This is a genomic window from Paraburkholderia lacunae (assembly GCF_003353175.1).
Taxonomy (GTDB): domain Bacteria; phylum Pseudomonadota; class Gammaproteobacteria; order Burkholderiales; family Burkholderiaceae; genus Paraburkholderia; species Paraburkholderia lacunae.
In genome coordinates this window covers 167514-191503 of the sequence record NZ_QHKS01000004.1, presented here as the reverse complement: position 1 = coordinate 191503, position 23990 = coordinate 167514, and the positions used below count along the sequence as shown (strand labels likewise).

The window sequence follows — 23990 nt, the reverse complement described above, 5'->3', positions numbered from 1 at the left end:
AAGTTGATTCTGGTCGGAAACAGCATTGATTGCAGGGCTAACACCCCCTCAGGACCCTTATGAAGCGGTCGCTGACTTGCGGTCCGCGTCATAAGCGGCGACGGCATCCATCGTGCGTGCCGAATAGACCATCGCCGCGCCCGCGTTCACGGCGATCGCCACGCCTAGTGCTTCGGCGATCTCTTCGCGCGTCGCGCCGTGTTTCAGCGCTTCGGCGGTGTGCACGGTGATACAGCCGTCACAGCGCACGCTCACCGCCACCGCGAGCGAAATCAGCTCGCGCGTCTTCGCGCCGAGCAGGTCCGCCTTCTGGCCCGCGCTCGACATTGATTGATAGGCCTTCACGGTATCCGGCGACAGTTTGGCGATTTCGCCGATGCGGCCGAACAGCGCTTTGCGGTAGTCGATCCAGTTCAACATGACAGTGCTCCCAGATTTGCCTCGCGCCGGCGGGTGCCGGCGTCGTGAGCAAAGTATTGCGTCGTGGCGCGATATCCTGAATACTCGATTCGCTCAACTTTTAGCTCGACCGTCTCATGGATACGCTCAGCCGACTGATCGACCTCGCGCGGCCGCAATGCAGCCTCGATCTGCGCTGCCTGCTCACAGGCGGCTTCGATATCGATCACACGCCGATGGAAGCGGGGATTGCGCCGTTTCATCTGGTGCTCGGCGGTTCGTGCGTTGTCGAAACCGCTGACGGCGCGCGGATTGCGCTAGGTGCGGGCGATTTCATGCTGTTTCCGCGCGGCGCGGCACATCGGGTGCGCGACGTGCAACAGGCGCCCGCTATCGCACCGTTGACACTGAGCGACGACGGCATGTTGCCGCTGCGCCGCAATAACGATGACAGCAGCGATCTCCAGGGACGCGGCGGCGCCGATCTCGATCTGCTGTGCGGCCGTTTTGTGTACGCGCCGGGTTCGTCCGCGTTACTGCTGAATGCGTTGCCCGATCCGTTTCATGTGTCGCTGGGCGGCGTGCAAACATTGGGCGCATTGCAAACGGTGATTGCGCTGATGCGCGCCGAGGCCGAGCAGCGTCAGCCGGGCGCGCTCGCGATCGTCACCGCGCTGAGCCATGCGCTGTTCGCCATGGCGTTGCGCGTGCACGGCGAGCGCAACGCAGCGGGCTCCGGTGTGCTGGCGCTGCTGGCCGACGCGCGCCTCGGCGCATCGGTGCAAGGCATGCTGGCGGCGCCCGAGCGGGCCTGGACCATCGCCGATCTGGGCGAGCTCGCGGCTATGTCCCGCGCGACTTACGCGCGTCGCTTCAGCGAGCGTGCCGGCATCACGGTGATGGACTTCCTGACGCAGATTCGCATGACGATCGCGTGCGATCTGCTGCGGCGCACGCAGCGCAGCGCGGCGGAGATCGGCGAGGCGGTCGGATATCAGTCGGAAGCCGCCTTCGGCAAGGCGTTTCAGCAGAGCGTCGGCGTGACGCCGGGGCGCTACCGGCGTCAACCGCAGGAGAACGACCAGCGTACCTAGCTACCGCGCCACGCGAGGCTGATCCCTTGCGCGGCCCTTCCGCTGTCTGGACGTTTTAGGTGCGCCCCAGTACATTGGCGGGTCAAGTCGAAACGGGATGGCTCAATGAAGTACTCGAATCTGGTCGAGCGCTTACAAGGTAAGCGCACGTCGGCATGGGAAATCCATCGTGTCGCACAACAGGCGCTCGCCGATGGCGAAGACGTGATCGTGCTGAGCGTCGGCGATCCCGACTTTGGAACACCCGAGCCGATCGTCGAGCGCGCGGTCGAGGCGCTGCGTGGCGGCGATACGCATTACAGCGCGGTGTCCGGGCGCGAGCCGCTGCGCGCGGCGATTGCCGAAGAACATGCGCGCACCACCGGTTGCGACGTGAGCGCCGCCAACGTGATCCTCACCGCGGGCGCGCAGAACGGCGTGTTCGCCGCGTCGCTGTGCCTGTGCGAAGCGGGCGACGAAGTGATCGTCCCCGAGCCGATGTATCTCACCTACGAGGCTTGCGTGCGCGCCGCGGGCGCCACGCTCGTGCCGGTGCCGGTCGATCCGGTGCGAGCCTTTCACCTCGATTGCGATGCGCTCGAAGCGGCTGTCACGCCGCGCACCAAAGCGATTTTCTTCGCAACGCCGTGCAATCCGACCGGCGTGGTGATGCCGCGCGCCGATCTCGAGCGTATTGCGCAACTGGCCTGCAAGCATGATCTGTGGGTGTTGTCCGATGAGGTCTATGCTGATCTTACGTTCGAGCGCGAGCATGTCAGTATCGCGGCGCTGCCTGGCATGCCGGAGCGCACCGTGACGCTCGGCAGTCTGTCGAAATCGCATGCCATGGCGGGTTGGCGTGTCGGCTGGGCGGTCGGGCCCGCTACCTTGATCGAGCATATGGGGCGGCTCGCGCTGGCCATGCTGTATGGGTTGCCGGGCTTTATTCAGCAGGCCGCGCTGACGGCGTTGCAGAACAAGGCGCCGATTGTCGCCGAAATGCGTGAGATTTACCGGCGGCGGCGCGACGTGGTGTTCGAGCGTTTGCATCGTGTGCCGGGGTTGCGGTGTTTGTTGCCGGAAGCCGGCATGTTCATGATGGTCGATGTCAGCGGGACGGGCCTGGATACTTATGATTTCACCTGGCGGCTGTTTCGTGCGCAAGGGGTTTCGTTGCTGGATGCCAGCGCTTTCGGCGAAACCGCCGACGGGTTTGTCAGGTTGGGGTTCGTGGTCGATGAAGCTCGATTGATTGACGCTTGTGAGCGGATTGCCGGGTTTGTCGAGGCGTTGCGGGTGGGGTAGGCCGAAACGATGCGCATCAACTCGCTATAAACATACAGGTTTCGTGGAAGTGCCGTGGCGACTGAAGCCTCTTCAAATGCTCCCTACTATCTGCTGAATTTCGAGCGCGCGCTGGCGTGGCTCGCGGCGCGCTACGACGATCTGCTGGACGAGAACGAGCACGGTTTCCTGCGCGCTTTCGCCGCTTTGCCGCAGGCCTCGCGAGCGCTGCTGGTTCGCATGCTGATGCGCAAGGGCACGCTGTTTCGCACGAGCCGTCTTTCATACGACGAGATCGGTTGCCCGGTTCAAGCGTGCGCGCCGCTAGTCGAACTCGGTTGGGTGGACGCCGAACCGCCGCTGACGCTCGACGACCTGTTCGCGCTCACTACCCGCCCCGAACTGCTGCTCATTTTCGCCGACGCCATTGCATCGATCCCCAGCGCCCGAAGCTTGCGCAAACAGGACCTGCTCGAAACGCTACGCCCTTTTTATGAAGCGGAAGGCGACGCAGCGCGTCCGCTCGCCGAATGGCACGCCGCCAGCACCGACTCCGTGCTGCACGTCGCCGTCGCGCCACTGTGCGAGCGTCTGCGCCTGATGTTCTTCGGCAATTTGCAGCAGGACTGGTCGGAGTTCGTGCTCGCCGATCTCGGCGTGTTCCAGTATGAGACGGTCGCGTTCGGACCTTCGTCGCGAGCTTTCCAGCAGCGTGCCGACGTCGACGTCTACCTCGCTTTGCAGGCATGCCGCGACGCGCTCGAACGGCTGCCCGATGGCGAATCCATCGGCGAGCTCGTCGCCGCAGTCGCCGCGATCGATACGGCGAATCCGTGGCTCGAAACGCGCCGCGCGAAGCTGCTGTTCCGCATCGGCCAGCATTGCGAGCGCCGCCGCGACTGGCCCGCCGCGCTCGCCGTCTACGCGGATTGCGCGTGGCCGGGTGCGCGGCATCGGCGCGTGCGCGTGTTCGAGCAATGCGAACGTTTCGACGATGCCTTCGCGCTCGCCTCGCAAGCCGTCGCTGAGCCGGAAAGCGAAGAGGAAGCGCAGCGCATCGCGCGCATGCTGCCGCGCCTGCAGCGCCGGCGTGGCGAACCCGTGGCGCGCACGCCGGCCGCTCGGCCGGTCGAGCGCAGCACGCTGGTGCTGCCGAGACCCCAAGTGGCGCAGCCGGTCGAATACGCGGCCCGCGATTATCTGAGTCGTGAGGATGCGCCGGTTCATTACGTGGAAAACGCGCTGATCAATTCGCTGTTCGGTTTGCTGTGCTGGGAGCCGGTGTTCGCGGCGCTGCCCGGGGCGTTTTTTCATCCGTTCCAGCGCGGCCCGGCCGATCTGCACGCGCCTGATTTTCATGCGCGCCGCGCCGAACAGTTCACCGCTTGCCTCGCGCAACTCGACAGCACGGCCTATCGCGAGACGATTCTGCGGCACCTCGAGGTCAAGGCCGGCGTGCAATCGCCGTTCGTGTTCTGGGGCTTGCTGACACCCGAGCTGATTGCGCTGGCGCTCGATTGCCTGCCTGCCGCGCATCTGAAACTCTGGTTCGAACGTCTTTTGCGCGACATCCGTGGCAACCGTTCCGGTCTGCCGGACCTGATCCGTTTCTGGCCGGCCGAGCACCGCTACGAGCTGATCGAGGTAAAGGGTCCTGGCGACCGCCTGCAGGACAACCAGATCCGCTGGCTTGCGTACTGCGCGCAGCATGGCATGCCGGTGCGCGTGCTCGACGTGCGTTGGGTGGATGAAGCCGCCACCGGTCCCGAAGGTGCGGAAGAGGCGGCCGCATGACCTACGTGGTCGCCGTGCGGGCGATGTGTGAATTCACCGCAAGGCGCGGCGACCTGGATCTGCGCTTCACGCCCGCGCCGACTTCGCTGGAAGGCATGGCGGGCCATGTGACGGTCGCGGGGCGGCGTCCGAGCGGCTATGAAACCGAGATCACGCTGACCGGCACGCATCGCGGGTTGACCGTGCGCGGCCGCGCCGACGGCTACGACGCCGCGGCGAACCGGCTGGAAGAAGTGAAGACCCATCGCGGCGATCTCGACCGGATGCCCGCCAACCACCGCGCGTTGCATTGGGCGCAGGCGCTGGTGTACGGCCATCTGCTGTGCCGGGCGCGCGGGCTGGCCGGGTTGACCGTTGCACTCGTGTACTTCGATATCGGCAGTCAGAAGGAAACGCTGCTGACGGAAACGTACACCGCACGCGATTTGGAGATTTTCTTCGTCGAGCAATGTGAACGTTTTCTCGATTGGGCCGTGCAGGAGGAGGCGCATCGCGACGCGCGCAATGCCGCGCTGGGCGCATTGAAGTTTCCGCATGGACAATTTCGCAGCGGGCAGCGCGAGCTGGCGGTGTCGGTCTATCGCGCGGCACGCGACGGCAAGGCGTTGATGGCGCAGGCGCCGACCGGCATCGGCAAGACGCTTGCGACGATTTTTCCGCTGCTGAAGGCGTGCGCGTCGGACCAGATCGATCGCGTGTTTTTCCTGACCGCCAAGACACCGGGCCGCGCGCTCGCGCTCGACGCGATCGAAACGCTGCACCAAAGCACGGCGCCAGCGTCATTGCCATTGCGCACGCTGGAACTCGTGGCGCGCGACAAAGCTTGCGAGCATCCCGACAAAGCCTGCAACGGCGAATCCTGTCCGCTTGCACGCGGCTTCTACGACCGGCTCGACGCGGCCCGCAGCACGGCGTTGGCAGGGCTGCGGCTCGATCGCGCGGCGCTGCGCGAAGCGGCGCTCAAGCACGACGTCTGCCCTTACTACCTCGCTCAGGAACTGGCGCGCTGGTCCGACGTGGTGGTCGGCGACTACAACTACTACTACGACAGCAGCGCGATGCTGTACGCGCTGACGCAGATCAATCAGTGGCGCGTCGGCGTGCTGGTCGACGAGGCGCACAATCTGCTCGACCGTGCGCGCCGGATGTACACGGCATCGCTAGATCAGACAGCGTTTCGCGTCGCGCGCAAGAGCGCGCCGGCGGCATTGCGCAAGCCGCTTGAACGGTTGCAGCGCGAGTGGAACGCGCTCAAACGCGCACAGACGGACAGGTATCAGGTCTACGCCGACGTGCCCGGCAAATTGCTTTCGGCCGCGCAGAATCTGATCGGCGCGGTCACCGATCTGCTCGCCGAAGCGCCGCTCTCAATCGATGAAGCATCGCTGCGCTTTTTCTTCGACGCCATGCATTTTGTCGCGTTGGCCGAGCAGTTCGGCGAGCATTCGATCTTCGACATCACGCGTACGAGCGATAGCTACGCGCCGCGCGACAAAACCAGTTGCACGCTGTGCGTGCGCAACGTGATTCCGGCGCCGTTTCTCGCGCCGCGTTACGCCGCCGCGCGCACCACGGTGATGTTCTCCGGCACGCTCAACCCGCATCATTTCTATCGCGACACGTTGGGGCTGCCCGGGCAGACGAACTGGCTCGACGTGGAAGGGCCGTTTCGCGCCGAGCAGTTGCAGGTGCGCGTGGCCGGCAACGTGTCGACGCGCTGGCGTGACCGCGAGCGTTCGCTCTTGCCGATCGTCGATCTGATCGCGCGGCAATATGCGGCGCTGCCGGGCAACTATCTGGGCTTTCTGAGCAGCTTCGACTATTTGCAGCGAGTGGTCGCGCTGATGCGCGAACGGCATCCGGACTTGCCGGTGTGGGCGCAGGAACCCGGCATGGATGAAGCGGCACGCGACGCGTTCCTTGCGCGCTTTCGAACCATGAATCGAGGCGTCGGCTTTGCGGTGCTCGGCGGCGCTTTCTCGGAAGGCGTCGATCTGGCCGGCCAGCAGTTGATCGGCGCATTCATTGCGACGCTCGGCCTGCCGCAGATCAACGACGTCAACGAGCAGATGCGCCGTACGATGGACGCGAAGTTCGGCAACGGCTACGACTACATGTATCTGTATCCGGGCTTGCAGAAAGTCGTGCAGGCGGCCGGGCGGGTGATTCGAACCGAGCAGGACCAGGGCGTGGTCCATCTGATCGACGACCGCTACCGGCGGCCGGAAGTGCGGCGTTTGTTGCCGCGCTGGTGGCAGGTGCAATAGCACTTATCGATGCTCGTTCGCCGGCGCGTTCTCCGGCGCGTTCTCCAGGTTCGCCGGCGCGTTCTCCGGGTCCCACGTCAGCAGGTGCCGTTGCGGGTTGGCGATCTCGATGCCGCGCGTGCTGAACTGGTCGAGGATGCGGCGGTTGAACTCGCGCTGCACACTCCAGCGCGCGCTGTCGCGGCACTGGATCTGGCCGGCCAGCGTCACCGCGGAGCCGTCCAGCGCGTCGACACCCCAGAAGCTGAAGTCGGCCAGGATGCCGTCCCTGAACTGCTCGTCTTCGCGCAGTGCCGCGCCGATCTCCTTGAGTGTGGCGATCGCCAGGTCGACGTCCTGGCCGAACACGATATTGACCTTCACCGCCGCGTTGCCAAGTCCGCGATTGGTGTTGTTGACCGTCGCTACCGAACTGAACGGCACGGTGAACAACGAACCGTCGCTGCCGCGCAGCCTCACTGTGCGGATCGACAGATATTCGACGGTGCCGGACACGCCCGCGAGCGTCACCCAGTCGCCGACCTGCAGCGCGTTTTCCATCAACAGGAAAATGCCGGTGATGAAATCCTGCACCAGTTTTTGCGAGCCGAAGCCGAGCGCGACACCGAAAATACTGGCGCCCGCCAGCAACGGTCCGATATTCACGCCGAGTTCGCTCAGGCCCGTGAGCACCACCACGAGGGCAATCACGCAGAAGAGCGCGGTGCGCAGCATCGGCAGCAGCGTGCGCAGACGCGCGGCGCGAATCAGATCGCCGCTGCTGGTCCAGCGATCGAGGCGCCGTTCGACCGAGACGTTGACGCCTTCCCACACCAGCAGCGCAATCACGGCGGCGACGCCGATCGTCGCCACCGCCGAGGCCAACCGATGGCCGATCGTCCCGGCGCGGAACAGCTCGCTCAGATCGACGCCCCAGACGTGCAGCAGCGCGAGCGCGGTGAGGACGCCGATGATCCACGAGACGACGCGGCGCAACAGCGGGTAATAGCGATACGCGTGCTGCTGGAGCAGCGAGTTGTTGGCATCGTCGTCCTGCACGTTGAAGAGCCGGGCGAGCGCGCCGAAGATCACGATCGACACGACCCGCGCGGCTATCAGAAGCGCGAGCGACATGCCGCCGAGATGCAGCAGCGTGCGATAGCCGTTCTGCACGTCGAGCGCCCAGATGAACCACGTCCCCATCACGATGAACAGCGCGATCCATGCCCATGTATCGGCGAGCGCATTGCCGAACATTTGCAGCGACTCGCGGGCGGCGAAGCGCGTGCGGATCAGTTCGCCGACCGGCTTCGCGCATTGCAGGATCAGGATCGAGATCATCACGTGACCCGCGAGCGCGACCACTTTCATCAGCGCGAGGTGCGCCGCATCGTTCAAGCCGAGCGACTGCGCGACCTCAGCGAGCGCCGAGCCCGCACCCACCACGCTGACGATGCGCACCATCCAGCGCTGCAAAAAGGCGGTCCACGCGTCATTCATGCGCAGCATGCGCAGACGCGGCGCGGCCGGCTGCAGAAAGAAGCCGCTGACGATCACGATCACCCGGCACAGCACGTAGATGTCGATCAGCGAGTCGAGCGCGCGGTCCGGCGGCGTGCCGCCGTCGGCGAACATCGACATCAGCGCGCTGGCCGCGCCGACGAACACCGCAAGCGGCAGCAGCCGCAGCGCCACGGTCAGGATGGCGCGCGGCAGGCGTTGCAACAGGCGCCAGTGATGCGCGGCGTACCACATGCCTTTGGCGTCGGCGTCCTTGCCGGCAACGGGGGCCGTTGCGACTGTGGTGAGCGTTGCAGCCGCTGCCTCGGGCGAACCGGCTACCGGCGGCGCTGCGTTGGGCGAATCAGCGGGCTGCGGCGTGCGCTCGGCAGGCGGACCGGTTCGCGGCGCATCGTCTTCATCGTCACGTTCCCGGCGTGCGGCGAGGGCCTGATACGCGCGGCGCAGCAGCCGGCGCGCCAGCCATTCCAGCGCGAGCGCGGGCAGCAGCGCGGCGAGCAGCCACCATGCGGCATGGGCCAGCACGCCGCGCGCTTGCGGGCTGGTCGATTGCCAATTCCACCACGCGCGGACCGACGACACGTCGAGGAGCGCGGCGACCGAACGGCGCAACGACATGCCGAGGCGCACGGCCCAATGCGCGCCCTGGCGGGCCAGTTGCGAGGCGAGGCCATTCGATTGAAATGCGGTCGGGACGAGACTCGCGGCGCCGCTAGCCGACGCCGGGGCCGATGCGGTCGAGGCCGCCGCCGCTGCAGAAGCGGACGAAGCGGCCGAAGCGGGTGGCGCGTTGAGTGCGCCGGCGGCGGCGATTGCCTGGAGCGTATCTGTAACTTGCGCGCGGCGTTTGGGGTCGTTGAGGACGTCGAGGGCCTGGCGGGCCTGCTCTGGCGTCAGGGTGATCGACGCGGCCGAGGCCGGCGCCAAGGTGGCCGGCGCTGCCTGGGCCGGCGCGGGGAGGGCCGGTGAGGCGAAGACGGCCAGGAGCCAGATGAGGAGTAGTTTGCGCATAGGTTGGGCTGTTGAAGGACTTGGGCGCCGCGCAGGGGCGAGGTTTGGCTTTTTGCGGCTCGCCTTGGAGAGCGGGCAAGGCCGCTCGGCGATGTATGAGCGACATGAGGGTGGGGGACAAGTTCCTTGTCGTGGCGTTATCGGGTGGCGCTATCGGGTGGCGTTATCGGGTCGCGCTATCGGGTTTATAAGGAAAAAACTACCGAATGGCATTCAAACCAAAGGCCCCCTCGACAACCTCGGTAAACGTCCGTTCCTCCCGCAAAATAAACTTCCGCTCCTGAGCGAACCGGAAATTGGCAATCGCTTCATCATCAGCGCGAAGCCGGGCCCGATAAACCTCATATCCGGCGAGGCTGTCAAACCGGATCAATCCCCAGGCAACGTCATTAGTCCCTTCGTGGGGCAGAAAATACCCAACCAGAAAACCACCACAGCGCGGAATAATTTTCCCCCAGTTTTCCGCATACTCGTTGAATGCGTCTCGTTGAAAAGGATCGATCTGGTAGCGAATAAAGCAGGTAATAGCCATGAGCCAAACTCCCGGGAAACTGAAAAATTGTCCGATGAGACAGGAACCAGTATCCCGCCCGGCGGAGCCGGAACGTTTCACGCCAACCTGAACTGTCGCGAACAGCGGCAAGCCTACCTTGAGCGAATCGTAGAAACCGCCACGCCGGCCCCGGCCAGCGCGCAAACAGCCGACACCATCGCCACCGCTCGCAACGCCGTCCCAAGCGCATCGGCTTCCGCCCGGACCGCCGCGCCGCCAGCGGGCAAAGCGCCCGCTATCGTCGTCATCGATTCACCGGAGTGCACGCCCAGCGCCGCGTCATGCGACCACACAAACACGATCCCCAGCACGGCAATCGCCAGCAAACTGGCCACTCGCGCAACGGCGTTGTTGATCCCCGACGCGACGCCCGTGCGCTCGGCGCTCACCGCGGTCATCACCGTGGTCGTCAGCGGCGCGACCGTGATCGTCATCCCAAGACCCAGCACCGTCAGCGCGGGAAAAAAAACGCCCCAATAAGCGCCGCGCACCCACGGGAGCGCCAGCATCCCGAAGCCAAGCCCCGCGATCAACGGCCCGGCGGTCAGCAACGCCCGTGCGCCGTAACGGTTCGTCAGGCCGCCCGTGAAACGCGACAGCAAGCCGATCGTGACCGGCACCGGCAACAAGGCCGCGCCCGCTTCGGTTGCGCTATAGCCGTAGGCGCGAATCAGCGTGAACGGCAAAAAGAACAAGGCGCCGCCCAAGCCGAAGTACAGCAGCAGCGTCACCAGATTCGCGCCGGCGAAATCGCGCGAACGGAACACGTCGAGCGGCATCATCGGCGAGCGGCTCTTCGCCTCGATCGCGATGAAGCCGGCAAGCACGCCCAGACCCGCGACGATTGCGGCAAGCACCCAGCGGTCGCCAAAGCCGCGCGTCGATGCAATCGTCAGGCCGTAAGTCAGCGCGGCGAGCCCGGTTGCGGCAGTGGCGGCGCCGAGCCAGTCGAGTTGACCGGGAGCATTGGGCGTGTCGGAAGTGCCGGAAGTGCCCGTCCGGTGGCTATCCGGTACGGCCAGGATCGCCAGTGCGATCGTCGCGCACGCAATCGGCACGTTCAGAAAGAAAATCGCCCGCCACGAAAACGCATCGACGAGCCAGCCGCCCGCCACCGGCCCGACCGCCGACGTAATCGCGCCGACGCCAGCCCAGGTGCCGATCGCCCGGCCGCGCTCCTTCTCGTCGAACACCGCGCCGATGATCGCAAGGCTGCCCGGCACCAGCAACGCCGCGCCGATGCCTTGCACCGCGCGCGCCGCGATGAGCGCGGCCGCGCTGGGCGCGGAGCCGCAGCCAATCGACGCCGCCGTGAACAAACCGATGCCCGCGACGAACACCGTGCGCCGGCCGAGCTTGTCGCCGAGCGAGCCGCCCACCAGCACGAGCGCGCCGAGAAACAGCAGATACGCGTTGACGACCCACTGGATCGCCGCGACGCTCGCGCCCAGTTCACTCTGGATCGAAGGCAGCGCGACGTTGACCACCGAGCCATCGATGAACGCCATGCTCGAGCCGAGGATGGTCGCGGCCAACGCCAGCCGTTTGCGGCGGCACGGGCGGTCGAAGCTTACGGGCTGAGCGCGGATGACGAGCGTGTCGCAAGGGCTCGCCTGCGCGGGGAGCACGGACGACGGGCGGCGCGCAACCGCCGGAAGCTGCTGATCGGCCAAGTCCACTCCCATCCGGATGAACGCCTTCCAGCATAGCAACGCGACGGCCTATCCGATAGGCAGGCAGCCAGCCGCGAGCCGCGACTCCGAGCACCCGCCCGCCGGTCGCGCCTACGCGGAACTAGGCCAGCGACTGCGCCTGCCGCTCCGCCTCCTCGTCGGCATCCGCGCCGCTGCCCGCATTCGATGCGCGACCGCCCGAGGGGTCCTGATGGAGCCGGTTGGCATGCATCAGGCGATAGAGCGTCGCCCGCGAAATACCGAGCTCGACCGCGGCCTCCGACAGTTTGTAGCCGTGCCGCTGCAACGCGTGTTCGATCGCGTCTCGCTCGGCTTTGCTGCGGATTTCCGCCAGCGTCACGGCAGGTCCATTCGCGGATTCCGGCAGGCCCAGATCGCTTGCCGTGATGAAGCGCCCCTCGCTCATCACGACCGCGCGGCGCACGCAGTTGATCAGCTCGCGCACGTTGCCCGGCCACGAATAGTTCGCCATTGCGACGATCGCGTCGCTCGACAGCCCGCGCAGCTTGCGTGCGCCGTCTTGTTTGTACATGCTGAGCGCATAGTTGGCGAGCAGCTTGATGTCGCCGCCGCGCTCGCGCAACGGCGGCTCGACGAGCCGCAGCACGCATAGGCGGTGATACAGGTCGGAGCGGAAGCGCTCGTCTTCGACGGCCTTGTCCAGATCGACGTGGGTCGCGGAAATGATGCGCACGTCGACCTTGATCGGGCCGCTGCCGCCCAGCCGCTCGATGGTGCCTTCCTGCAGGAAGCGCAACAGCACCGCCTGGCATTCATGCGGCATATCGCCGATCTCGTCGAGAAAGAGCGTGCCCCCGTTGGCGCTTTCGATCCGGCCGATCTTGCGTTGCAGTGCGCCGGTAAAGGCGCCGCGCTCGTGGCCGAACAATTCGGCTTGCAGAAGGGTTGGCGGAATGGCCGCGCAATTGATCGCGACGAATGCCTGGGCGGCGCGCGGCGAGCGGTCGTGAATCGCGCGGGCGGTCAGTTCCTTGCCGGTGCCCGATTCGCCGGCGATGAACACGGGCGCTTCGGTCACCCCGCATTTGTCGATCCGGCGATACAGCTGCTGCATCGCCTCGCAGTGGCCGACCATGCCATGCCTGCCGAGGGACGGCTCCGGTGTCACCTGGGTATGCCGCAGGCTCGACAGCCCGTGCGCGTGACCGAGCGCGAACACGAGCCGGTCGTTCAGGCATGGCCGCGTCACGAAATCGAAGCAATAGTCGAGAATGAAGCGGCTCACCAGTTCGTCGTCCGCTTGACCCGGGGAGATTTGTGCGACCCAGTTGGTTTCGACGCGCCGCATGCACGAGGCCAGCGCCGACAGATGCTGCGACGTGCAATTGCCGGGTAACTCGACGAGCCCCACCTTGATATTGCCGCGCTCGATCATGCGCTCGGCGATCGCGGTGCTTTTGGCGTGCACCGCTTGCCAGCCCGAAGCCGCAAGAAATTTGGCGAGATTTTGATCAGGCGAGTTCGACACATGCAGAACGGTGCGTTCCGTGTCGCCAGGTATGCAGGTCGTAGTCATGTAACCCCCGGTTCGATGCTGCTCTCTCGATTGCTCTTCAATGCATTCGACGTCCCGGCAAGCGGTGCCGGACCCCGGTCAACTGAGCCAGCCGGTCCGGTTGCACGGACTCGAGCAGGGTTTTCGCAGCCGCGTTCGAGCTCTGTTACGGCAGCCCGGCGGTCACGCATTCGCGGTAGCGGTAGCGGTAGCGGCAATGGCAGGGGCATGGAGCTGCGGCGTAAGCCGCTGGTTGCTACACATGAGACAGAAAGCGGAAACGGCGTGTAACGCCGTTTCCGCCAAATGAATTCATCCCCGAATTACAGTCACCGTTTATACCTCGCTGGCCTGATTGACGGCGCTCTAAGTGGCGCATTGCTTAACCATAAGCGAAAGCGCTTTAGAACGCCATACAAACAAATCTGGATTCAGAAATGATTTCGGTGTGACGTGCGATCCGGCTTTGTCTTTCATAAATAGCCGTTCAATGCCGTGGCGCGCGGCGTTGCGCACAGTAATGCAAGCGGCTGTGGACCACTCGCGTGACGGACATGACGCCTTCAGACCACCGTGTCTCACGTATGCGACAAATCGGGCGGCCCGCCTCGCGGACTGTTTCGCTTGGCCGGCGTCGGAACATTTTACCGGGGGCGCTCGGCAAAGCGTTGCCAGAAGCGGCGTACCAGGGTTTGCATCCGGCCGGATAACGCGAGCCGTTTATTTCCGATGCATGAGCGCGTCGTGTCATGCACGAATCATCGCGTGACGCGAAGCACCGTCCGCAGGGTCCGTTAGATCGCCCATCCCCGTCCGGCAACGGTTTGGACGTGGGTGGCATAGCCATTGCGATAAGGGAATCGCAAGCGAAATACATTGCAGTCGGGAGTAGGGAGCGCGGGGACGCAGCAGGTAAAAATAGCCGACAGCAATCACAGACTTCGTAAGCGCGGCCGGGGAAGCCAAGGCGTTTTACGAGGGTGCGGCGGGGCCACTGGGAAACGGACATCCAACAAGACGGCACGGGCGATCGATACGGGGTATCGGTCGTTCGTGACCGGGATGACGTCAATCGATGACCTCGCCACTTTTTCCGTCCGGTTGGATGGACCTGGGGCCGCCTGATCCGGTTGGGCCATGTGCGATGCAACTGGCACTGCCCATTGCGCTGCGGGGCCGCTATGGGATAGGCATACGCGCAGGATTCCGAACTGGATGGGCGTTCGATTCCGATTGGGCAAGTTGATTCAGCGATGGGGCAGCGCGACGGGGACCAAGCCGTATGAAGCGGCAATAACGACAGGCAGCGTGCTCGCGTTGTTCGCCAGCGCGACGAGCACGGAACAGGGAAGGGGCAGCGCACGGTCAGGACCAGCCGGCGCGAAGAGGCGGGGAGAGATGGCCAGAGCCTCCATAGAGAGGCGCACGTTGCGAGGATAGCCAGGTGCCGTGCCTGCGTGTTTGTGCAGGCAAGGCCCGCCTGGAACCGATCTTGGGAAGGTCTAGCATTCGGGGGATGTCATGAAAGAGAACAGCAAACTGGCCGTGTCGCGGCCGCAGCGCCGCATCACGGATCGCGGCGCCGACCTTCGCGGTACCGATCTCTCTTATCAGCGTTGTTTCGCGCCGCCGCGTGCGCTATTCGCCGCGCCGCCGCCAGACTTGCTGACGCTCGTGATCGCTGAAGCGATGCAGCGCAAGGTTCAGGCAGAGCTTCAGCGCGAAGCGTTGCGCGACGCGATGTACGAGATACCGGCTTCGGCCGGACGGGGCTGCGATCGCGACCCAGACGTTCGCCGGCCCGATCCGGACGAGTACACCTGATACCCAGCTATCTGCCCGACTCCGGTGCCGGCGCCGCCGTGATCGCGCGAGGCTGCAACGGCTCTCGCCCGATCGTCGGCGTAAGCGTGGCCGCCGGCGCCGATGCTGACCCGCGCCGTCTCCGGCTCGCTCAGCGTGCGTGCATTGTCGAGCCGGCGTGGGTGTTCGCGGCGTGGTCGGCGAAATGGGTTCAAGCCAGCGGAGAGTCCAGATGATCGACATCCTCCTGATTTCGTCCAGCGCGGAACGCGCGTCGCGTATCTGTGCGCAGCTCGAAGACAGCGGTATTGCGTATCGGTTGCGCACCGTGCACGGCACGGCGCGGCAACTGCGCGTCTACGCCACAGCGATCAGACATACCGACGTGCTGATCGTCGACGATATCGATCTGAGCGCGCACGACCTGGTGGGCATCGAGGAGGCGCTGGCCTGCACGCCGAATCTGTCTTGCATGCTGGTGACGCCGGCGCCGTCGGCCGCACTGCTGACGGCCGCGGCACGCATCGGCGTGCGGCACGTGATGTCGTTGCCGCTCGACCCAAGTGGATTTCCCGATGCGCTCGACCCGGTCGACGCGAAGAACAGCGCGGGCGCGCGCCGCCTTGGCCGCGTCGTATCGCTCGCGTCGTGCAAGGGTGGCAGCGGCGCCACGCTGATCGCGGTGAATCTCGCGTACACGCTCGCCGCGCTGCGCGGCAAACGTGTGCTGCTGCTCGACCTGAACCAGCAATTCGCTGATATCAGTCTGCTGGTGGCGGACAAGCCGCCGCCCGTGACGGTCGCCGACCTGTGCGCGCAGATCGACCGGCTGGGTCCCGCCTTCCTCGAAACGTGCGTGATGCACGTGCATGCGGATCTCGACGTGCTGGCGGGCGCCGGCGATCCGCTCAGGGCGGCTGAAATGCGGCCGGCACAATTGAAGAGGATTCTCTCGCTGGGGTGCGAGCAGTACGACGCCGTCCTGATCGACATCGGACAAAGCATCAATCCTCTCGCGGTCCAGGCGCTCGACCACAGCGATTCAATCTGCATGGTCGTGCGGCAAGACACGTCTTACCTGTACGCAGGGCGGCGCATGCTCGACATTTTCAAAGGACTCGGCTACCCGGCCAACAAGATACGGGTGGTGGTGAATCAATACGACAAGAACGCGCGGATCAACCTGCCGACCTTAGAAGAAACCCTCGGTGCGAAAGTGGCGCATCAACTGCCGCGCGACGAAATGCACGTGAACGAGGCGCTCGAACACGGTGTGCCGCTTGTCACGTCGGCTGGGGACAGCACGCTGGCGCAAGGCATCGGCCTGCTGACCGACATGCTGTGGCCGGCCATCGCCGAGTCGCGCAAGGGGGTGCCTGGCCGCCTGTTCTCGACGCGGCCGAATGCGCCGCCACAGTTGAAGACGGGGCATTGATCGACTCGTCTTCAACTGTGCGGATCAGCATGGCGCGGCTAGCGGACCTTCCATATCTGCCACCCCGTGGCCGCGACCCCATCGTTGTCGAAAATGCACGCGTATGACGCGCTCCATAGTGCCGGGACTATGGGTAGTCGCTGCCCGTGACGTTGCAGCGCCGGTGTCTCGAGACCACCATCGAGGTTCGACGAACCAGCATTCAGCATTTGCAGATATCACGCAGAACCTGTATACGATGGCGCTGTGGTGATTCGAATAAAAAAGCAAAAGGGCGGAATGCAATGAACAGAACAAACAACAGCACAAAGAAGTTGGAGAGACTCGACCAGTATTGTCGCCGTGATGGCGCCGGCTTTTGAACCGTACTTCATGTCGTGGGCTTCGCAAGTCATTCGCACATAAGAACGAGCGCGCCATGACAAACACGACACCTTTGCAGGAACTCGACGGCGACGGCAGTGCTTCGGAAGCCGTAGCCGTCGAAGCGGCGCCCGCATCGTCCACATCGCCCACATCGCCCACATCGCCCACGGCGGCGCGTCTCGACGCTGCTGAACGCTCGCCTTCGGTTGGAGGCATGAGCGAAGCGTCAGTGGAAGTCCTTACGCGCGTGGGCGCTGCGCTCATGCTGAGCTTCTTCGCGTATGGGGCGGTCGTGCAATGGCGCGCGGTGCCGACTCGCATCACGCTCCTGCTGGTAGTGGTGGGCGCTTTTCTGACCGTGGGTTTGTCGTTGTTCGCGCGTGTGCCGACAAAGCGTGACTGGCGCCCGTTCACTTTCATTTGTTCGATCGGCGGCACTTTTTATTTTCTGGCGGTGCAGCTTGCGCCAGGAGTTCAACTCGTGCCGGAGATGATCGGTGCGTCGTTGCAGTTGCTGGGGATTATCTGGCAGCTATTCGCGAAGATGTCGCTGCGCCGCTCGTTCGGCATTTTGCCTGCCAATCGCGGCGTTGTTTCGCGCGGCGCGTATCGCTTCGTTCGTCATCCGATGTACGTGGGCTATTTCCTCATGGACACTGGTTTTCTGCTGGTGAACTTCGGCATACAGAACATGATGGTGTACGGCTGTCAGTTCGTCTTGCAGATCGTGCGAATCGTGCGCGAGGAACAGCTTCTATCCGCCGACGACAACTATCGGATCTACAGAAGCAAGGTGCGTTATCGCGTGATTCCCGGCGTGTTTTGAATTCGCGTTTTAAATCCGCGTTCCGAATCCACGTTCTGAATCCGTATCTCTGGCTTGAACGAACGGCGTGGCCGCGCAGGGCAGAGATTGCGCCTGGAATAGAGATTGACGAAAAAACAGCTGACCAATTACTATATCCGCACGGTTAACGGACAGACCGAAGACCGCCAGAATCTCTTGAGGGAGCCTCATGAGCACCGCATCACCACAAAAGCGTTACGACGCAGTCATTTTCATTGGCCGCTTCCAACCTCCGCACCGCGGACACCTGGACGTTCTGCTCCGCGCGTTGGCGTTGGCGAAGAAAGTCTGCATCCTGATAGGATCGACAGACAAACCTCGCACAATCAAAGACCCGTTCTCATTCGAAGAACGTCGCGAAATGCTGGCGTCCATGCTGAGCGCGGAAGACCGCGAGCGTGTCACCGTCACTGCAGTACAAGATTCAACGTACAACGACGGCGACTGGCTGCGCTGGACCCAGGACGCGGTAGCAGCAGAACTCGGCGAGACGTCGAGCAAGAAAATCGCGCTGATAGGCCACGAAAAAGACGCATCTTCGTACTACCTGCGCATGTTCCCGCAGTGGGAACTGATTGACGTGAAAGCGCCGGAGGACATCTCCGCCACAGAAATCCGCGAGCAATTATTCGCCGAACGCAGCAACAGTTTCGTGCAATGGGCCGTGCCCGCGCCAGTCTTTGCGTGGCTCGAACAATTCCGCAAGCGGCCCGAATTCGCGCAACTGAAATCCGAAGCTGAATTCATCGCCGGTTATAAAAAGGCCTGGGCCGCCGCGCCCTATCCGGTGACCTTCGTGACGGTCGACGCTCTAGTCGTCCATTCCGGCCACATTCTGCTGGTGCGACGCCGCAGTGAACCCGGGCGTGGCTTGTGGGCGCTGCCGGGAGGCTTCGTCAATCAGGACGAGCGGCTCGAAACCGCCTGCATTCGCGAGTTGCGCGAGGAAACCGGGCTGAAACTCCCCGAACCCGTCATGCGCGGTTCGCTGAAGGATCGCCAGGTGTTCGATCATCCGCATCGTTCGCTGCGTGGACGTACTATTACACATGCGTTCCTGTTTCACTTTCCGCTCGGCGAATTGCCGCGCGTGAAGGGGAGCGACGACGCCGACAAGGCGCAGTGGATTCCGTTAAACGTCCTCGCCACCATGCGCAACGTGATGTTCGAGGATCACTTCGATATCGCTCATCACTTTCTGAGCAAGCTTTGATCGACCCCTTCCGCCGGGATAGACCTGGCGGCAACTCACCGGCCTAGAGGAGTTCTAGCCATGCAAAACGATATCAGCGGTCTCAACGATATTGCCTCGATCCTGTCCAATCTGATCCTCAACACGGATTCGTACAAGGCGTCGCACTACCTGCAATATCCGCCCGGCGCATCGGCGATGTTCTCGTACATCGAGTCGCGCGGCGGCCGCTATGACCGCACGCTGTTCTTCGGCTTGCAGATGCTGATCAAGGAGTATCTGTGCAGGCCTGTCACCCCGGCGATGATCGATCAGGCCAAGGCATTTTTCACGGGCCACGGCGAACCGTTTAACGAAGCCGGCTGGCGTTATATCGTCGAGCGCCATGGCGGTTACATGCCGGTGCGGATCCGCGCGGTGCCGGAAGGTTCGGTGGTGCCGACGCACAACGTGCTGCTCACGGTCGAATGCGACGACCCGCAGGTATTCTGGCTGGCCTCGTATCTGGAGACGATGCTGATGCGCGTGTGGTATCCGATTACGGTTGCCACGCAGAGCTGGCATTTGCGCAAGACGATCCGCGGGTATCTCGAGAAGAGCAGTGACGACCTCACGCAACTGCCGTTCAAGCTGCACGACTTCGGCGCGCGCGGCGTGTCGAGCGCGGAGTCGGCAGCGATCGGCGGCTCGGCGCATCTCGTCAGTTTCATGGGTTCGGATACGGTGCTCGGCGTGGTGGCGGCTAACCACTACTACAACGAAACGATGGCGGCGTTTTCGGTGCCGGCGGCCGAGCACAGCACGATCACGGCTTGGGGCCGCGAGCGCGAGACCGATGCGTATCGCAACATGATTGCGCAGTTCGGCAAGCCGGGGGCGATTGTTTCGGTGGTGTCCGATTCATACGACCTGTTCGCCGCGCTCGAAGTGTGGGGCACGGAGCTGAAGCAGGCGGTGCTCGATTCGGGCGGCACGCTGGTAGTGCGTCCCGACTCTGGCGATCCGCAGACGATTGTGCTGCAGACCCTGCGGGCGCTTGAGACGTCGTTTGGTTCGAAGGTGAACAGCAAGGGCCGCCGTGTGCTCAACAATGTGAGGGTGATTCAGGGCGACGGCGTGAATCCGGATTCGATTGAAGCCATCCTCGCCGCGATGGATGATGCCGGGTACGCGACGGATAACATTGTGTTCGGCATGGGAGGCGCGCTGTTGCAGCAGATCAATCGCGATACGCAACGGTTCGCGATGAAGTGTTCGGCCATCAAGCTGGGTGATGAGTGGCACGACGTGCGCAAGGACCCTGTTACAGATGCCGGGAAGCGGTCGAAGAAGGGGCGGCTTACTCTGCTGCGAAATCGTCACACAGGGGAGTATCGGACTACGACGCTGCCGGTCGCATGGGACGATCATACCGTCGAAGGTGACTGGGATGAGGCGCTCGTTACCGTGTTTGATTCCGGCAAGTTGCTGGTGGATGTTGCCTTCAGCGACGTGAGGGCTCGGGCTCACGCGGGTGAGGGTTGAGATCTAATCTTCAAACCGAACGTGATCATCGAAGGCGATGAGTCGATGACGGACACGTGACACACATTAGTCCTCGCAACCTTTTCGGCAGCGGGAAACCGGCTGACGCGAGTGCGTCACGTGGGCGGCAATGGAACGCATGCGGCACCTCGTTCGGGCTACCGATTCACAATGCTGCGCATTCAGAGGCAGCAGCTCTAGCCGACCTCAGTCCGGCAATATGCCTGGCCGATACGTGTCTCTGTCGGCTTCCCATTCCTGAAGGCTAAATGTAATAAAAATCTTTCCAAATATTCCTAAAGGAATTTCTGGAAAGGTCGTTATTCGTCATACAAATGATGCGACCGCGAAGGTCGATGGTACTGATTGAATACATCAACAGAACCCGCAACGAACAGTTGCGGGACACAAAAAAATGTCCAGTAGCGCACGGGGAAGCAGCGCACGCCATGGGAGCGGGCGTCTGCATCAATTTCATTCCAGGCTTATTGTCGCCGCGCTCGCCACCGTGCCATGCACTCCATATGCGGTTGGCATATCTGTCGACGGCGGAACAGTCACCTTGGTTTCAACTGCTGCAAATGGCCATCAAGCGGTCAATATCGCGCCGGTTTTCGCTGGCGTTTCAAATAACGCCTATAGCAGTTTCAATGTAGGCGCCAGCCGCAGGCGAAGATTGCCGGGCGTCCAGTGCGGACGTGTGGGCCAGGACCTGCTCACAGTTTGACGTCCAGAACACCAGCGTCGATTCCGGCGCCATAACAACATCGACGCAATGAAGAAGAACAAATCCGGCGGGGTCGGGCGATCGCGGAAAGTGACACGCGAACTCGTGGGCAGAGGTTACACGCGAGGGCGAACGTTAGTTCGGCTCGTGTCGTTATGTGCCGCACTGTCGGCAGGCTCGCACGTAGACGTCACGCACGCGCAGGCTGCCGATCCGCTGGGCGAACAGGAGCAGCGTCGCCGGGCACAAGAGCAGGCGACCGAGCGCGAACGTGCGATCAACGCGCCGAACGTTGCGCTTCAACCCACCGAGCGTCCGACAGAAGACGACGGCAAGGTTCCCGTCGAAACGCCGTGCTTCAAGGTTGACGAATTGACGCTTGAAGTGCCGCCCGGCCTGAGCGATTCCGTGGAGTCGGCCGGCGCACGCGCGTTGCTGCCCAATCCTCTGTTCCCGGGCGAACTGATGTTCGCCAACGACTATCTGCAGCGCTATCGAGGACAGTGTGTCGGCAGGGAAGGGCTCAACCTGATCGTGCATCGTGTCATGGCGCGCATCATCGAGAGGGGATACTCGACGACACGTGTGGTCATCGAGCAGCAGGATCTGTCGACTGGCAAGCTGAAGCTCCAACTGATCCCGGGCGTCATCAGTGCGATCCGCTTCGCTGATCCGTCGACGTACGGCACGTGGCGCAACGCGTTTCCGACGAGAGCGGGCGATCTGCTGAATCTGCGCAATCTCGAGCAAGGTCTCGAGCAGATGAAGCGCGTGCCGAATCAGGACGTCGACATGCAGATCGTGCCGGGACCGTCGACTGGCGAAAGCGACGTCGTGATCGCAGTCAAGCGCACAAAGCCGTGGTCGCTGGCTGTGAGCGCCGACGACAGCGGGCTCAAGTCGACCGGCCAGCTGCAAGGCAGCGTGAACCTGACGCTCGACAATCCGCTCGGCCTGTCCGACCTCCTCAACATCGGCTACAACCACGACATCAACGGCCATACGAGCCAATACGGCACGCACGGCAGCAGCGCGTATTACGCGATCCCCTGGGGTAACTGGACATTCACCGCCACGGCCAGCCAGTACGACTACCACCAGCAGATCGCGGGCGCGTTTTCGACGCTGGTATCGAGCGGCAAGTCCAGCACCTTCGACGTGAAGACGGAGTACCAGTTCTATCGCAATCAGGTGCAGAAGAACATGATCGAGTTCCGCGTCGGCAAGCGCTTCAGCGAAGCGTTTATCGACGGTACGGAAATCGACGTTCAGCACCGCGATACCAGCTACGCGGAAGTCGGCTGGGAACACAAGCATTACCTCGGCGCCGCGCAACTCGACAGCACGCTCGCCTATCGGTGGGGCGTGCCGTGGTTCGGCGCGCAGGCCGATCTGCCGGGCGTGGCTGCGGGTGCGCCCACGTACTACTACCACATGGAAACGCTCGACGCGACGTTGAGCGTGCCGTTCGCCATCGCGGGTTTTCCGCTGCGCTATACGACGACGGTGCGTGCGCAGAACACGCCCAACGTGCTGTATCCCACCGAATATCTGTCGATCGGCAGTTGCTACACCGTGCGTGGTTTCGATGGCAACACGATGCTGGCCGCGGAGAAAGGCTTCTTCATTCGCAACGATCTGGAGATCCCCTTTCCCCGTTTCGGCCAGGCGCTCTATCTCGGCATCGACGGCGGCGAGGTCTTCGGTCCCGCAGCGAACAACCTGCTTGGCCGCCGTCTGGCGGGGGCCGTGGTCGGCCTGCGCGGCAGTGCATTCGAACACGTTAGCTACGACGTTTTCATCGGCGGTCCGTTGTACCAGCCGGACCGTTTCCCGAACCGCTGGCCGGTGGCGGGCTTCAGCGTGAGTTTCCTGCTATGAACAAGAATATCCATCGCGTCATTTTCAATGCGTGTCGCGGCCTCTGGACGGCCGTGCAGGAAACCGCAACGAGTTCTGGAAAGGGGCGCTCGGCCGGCACGCCTTGTAGTACACATCGTCGTGCGCCTTTGATACCTGCACGTGTGGGCTTCGTCGACATGCTGTCAATGCGGCACGTCGCGTTCGCGGCATTGTGCGCGCTCGGCATGCAGCCGCAGTGGGCCGACGCTCAGGTAGTCGCAGCGCCCACATCCGGCAGCAGGCCGGCCGTCGGCGTGACGGCCAACGGGTTGCCCATCGTTCAGATCGCCACGCCGAATGCGGCCGGCGTTTCAAACAACCCCTACACGCAGTACAACGTCGGATCGTCAGGTTTGATCCTGAACAATTCGGCAAGTAACGTGCAGACCCAGCTTGGCGGGTACGTGACGGGTAACGCCAATCTTGGCGCCGGCAGCGCGCGCGTCATCGTGAACCAGGTCGTGGGTGGCAATGCGAGCCAGTTGCTGGGCTATACCGAGGTGGCGGGCCAGAAGGCCGAGGTGGTCATCGCCAACCCGGCCGGCATCTACTGTAACGGTTGCGGGTTTATCAACACGAGCCGCGGCATTCTAACCACAGGCACGCCGGTCTTCGGTGGCACGGGCAGTCTGGATGCGTTTCATGTGACGGGCGGCCAGATCCAGATTGGCACGGCGGGGCTCAACGGCAGCAACGTCGACCAGGTCGACCTGATCGCGCGTAGCTTGGCCATCAACGGCAAGGTGTGGACGGGTCAGTCGCTCAATGTCGTGGCGGGCAATAACGATGTGCGTTATAGCGACCTTAACGCGCAATCGCTCGGCGCGGACGGCAACAGCCCAGGTGTCGCGATCGACGTCGCGCAGCTCGGCGGCATGTACGCGGGGAAGATCCGGCTGGTGGGCACGGAGACCGGCGTTGGCGTCAACAGCGCCGGCACGATCGCGGCGCAATCCGGCGACGTGCAGGTCAGCAGCCAGGGCAAGGTAACCCTGTCCGGCGCGATGAGCGCGAACGGTAACGTCGCGATCTCGGGGGCGAGCGACGTGACGAACAGCGGCTCGGTCTACGCGACGCAAAATACGACACTGAACAGCTAGGGG

16 protein-coding genes are annotated in these 23990 nt (G+C 63.5%); 11 read left to right on the top strand and 5 right to left on the bottom strand.

From position 1 onward, the window contains the following. Positions 1 to 57: 57 nt before the first annotated feature. Positions 58 to 420, bottom strand: a complete 363-nt coding sequence (locus DLM46_RS07530; RefSeq protein WP_115100134.1) for a carboxymuconolactone decarboxylase family protein — start codon at positions 418 to 420, stop codon at positions 58 to 60. A 116-nt stretch (positions 421 to 536) separates the two neighbouring features. Between DLM46_RS07530 and DLM46_RS07525 the strand changes: the two genes are divergently transcribed. The 4 genes from DLM46_RS07525 (at position 537) to DLM46_RS07510 (ending at position 6817) form a co-directional block, all read left to right on the top strand. Continuing rightward, the gene (locus DLM46_RS07525; RefSeq protein ID WP_115100133.1) at positions 537 to 1493 is read left to right on the top strand and encodes an AraC family transcriptional regulator; all 957 of its coding nucleotides are present in this window, start codon (positions 537 to 539) and stop codon (positions 1491 to 1493) included. Positions 1494 to 1598: 105 nt separating this feature from the next. After that, positions 1599 to 2777, top strand: a complete 1179-nt coding sequence (locus tag DLM46_RS07520) for a pyridoxal phosphate-dependent aminotransferase (RefSeq protein ID WP_115100132.1) — start codon at positions 1599 to 1601, stop codon at positions 2775 to 2777. A gap of 54 nt (positions 2778 to 2831) precedes the next feature. Continuing rightward, positions 2832 to 4550, top strand: coding sequence for a VRR-NUC domain-containing protein (locus DLM46_RS07515; RefSeq protein ID WP_115100131.1), 1719 nt, complete (start codon positions 2832 to 2834; stop codon positions 4548 to 4550). Then, the gene (locus DLM46_RS07510; RefSeq protein ID WP_115100130.1) at positions 4547 to 6817 is read left to right on the top strand and encodes an ATP-dependent DNA helicase; all 2271 of its coding nucleotides are present in this window, start codon (positions 4547 to 4549) and stop codon (positions 6815 to 6817) included. Before DLM46_RS07515 ends, DLM46_RS07510 begins: the two co-directional genes overlap by 4 nt. A gap of 3 nt (positions 6818 to 6820) precedes the next feature. Here DLM46_RS07510 and DLM46_RS07505 read toward each other — a convergent pair whose 3' ends face one another. The 4 genes from DLM46_RS07505 to DLM46_RS07490 all read right to left on the bottom strand — a co-directional run bounded on the left by DLM46_RS07505 (position 6821) and on the right by DLM46_RS07490 (position 13112). After that, on the bottom strand, positions 6821 to 9328 hold the full coding sequence (locus DLM46_RS07505) for a mechanosensitive ion channel family protein (protein ID WP_115100129.1): 2508 nt from the start codon (positions 9326 to 9328) through the stop codon (positions 6821 to 6823). A gap of 199 nt (positions 9329 to 9527) precedes the next feature. After that, positions 9528 to 9860, bottom strand: a complete 333-nt coding sequence (locus DLM46_RS07500; protein ID WP_115100128.1) for an NIPSNAP family protein — start codon at positions 9858 to 9860, stop codon at positions 9528 to 9530. Between the two features lie 113 nt (positions 9861 to 9973). After that, entirely contained in the window at positions 9974 to 11566 is a 1593-nt protein-coding gene (locus tag DLM46_RS07495; protein WP_115100127.1) for an MFS transporter, read from the bottom strand. Between the two features lie 109 nt (positions 11567 to 11675). Further along, positions 11676 to 13112: a sigma-54-dependent transcriptional regulator gene (locus DLM46_RS07490; protein WP_115100126.1), complete on the bottom strand. Its 1437-nt coding sequence runs from the start codon at positions 13110 to 13112 to the stop codon at positions 11676 to 11678. Between the two features lie 1500 nt (positions 13113 to 14612). Between DLM46_RS07490 and DLM46_RS07485 the strand changes: the two genes are divergently transcribed. The 7 genes from DLM46_RS07485 to DLM46_RS40085 all read left to right on the top strand — a co-directional run bounded on the left by DLM46_RS07485 (position 14613) and on the right by DLM46_RS40085 (position 23987). Beyond that, a complete protein-coding gene (locus DLM46_RS07485) occupies positions 14613 to 14915 on the top strand; it encodes a hypothetical protein (RefSeq protein ID WP_115100125.1) in 303 nt (100 codons plus the stop codon). Positions 14916 to 15126: 211 nt separating this feature from the next. After that, a complete protein-coding gene (locus DLM46_RS07480; protein WP_115100124.1) occupies positions 15127 to 16329 on the top strand; it encodes a CpaE/TadZ family protein in 1203 nt (400 codons plus the stop codon). A gap of 418 nt (positions 16330 to 16747) precedes the next feature. Then, entirely contained in the window at positions 16748 to 17521 is a 774-nt protein-coding gene (locus tag DLM46_RS07475) for a methyltransferase family protein (RefSeq protein WP_425273967.1), read from the top strand. 190 nt (positions 17522 to 17711) lie between these two features. Next, a complete protein-coding gene (locus DLM46_RS07470) occupies positions 17712 to 18755 on the top strand; it encodes a bifunctional nicotinamide-nucleotide adenylyltransferase/Nudix hydroxylase (RefSeq protein ID WP_115100123.1) in 1044 nt (347 codons plus the stop codon). A gap of 60 nt (positions 18756 to 18815) precedes the next feature. Then, entirely contained in the window at positions 18816 to 20258 is a 1443-nt protein-coding gene (locus DLM46_RS07465) for a nicotinate phosphoribosyltransferase (protein WP_115100122.1), read from the top strand. Between the two features lie 874 nt (positions 20259 to 21132). Continuing rightward, positions 21133 to 22866: a ShlB/FhaC/HecB family hemolysin secretion/activation protein gene (locus DLM46_RS07460; protein ID WP_244305957.1), complete on the top strand. Its 1734-nt coding sequence runs from the start codon at positions 21133 to 21135 to the stop codon at positions 22864 to 22866. Beyond that, complete coding sequence (locus DLM46_RS40085) at positions 22863 to 23987, top strand: two-partner secretion domain-containing protein (RefSeq protein WP_244305954.1); 1125 nt, start codon at positions 22863 to 22865, stop codon at positions 23985 to 23987. The genes DLM46_RS07460 and DLM46_RS40085 overlap by 4 nt, the downstream gene beginning before the upstream one ends. The last annotated feature ends 3 nt before the right edge of the window (positions 23988 to 23990 follow it).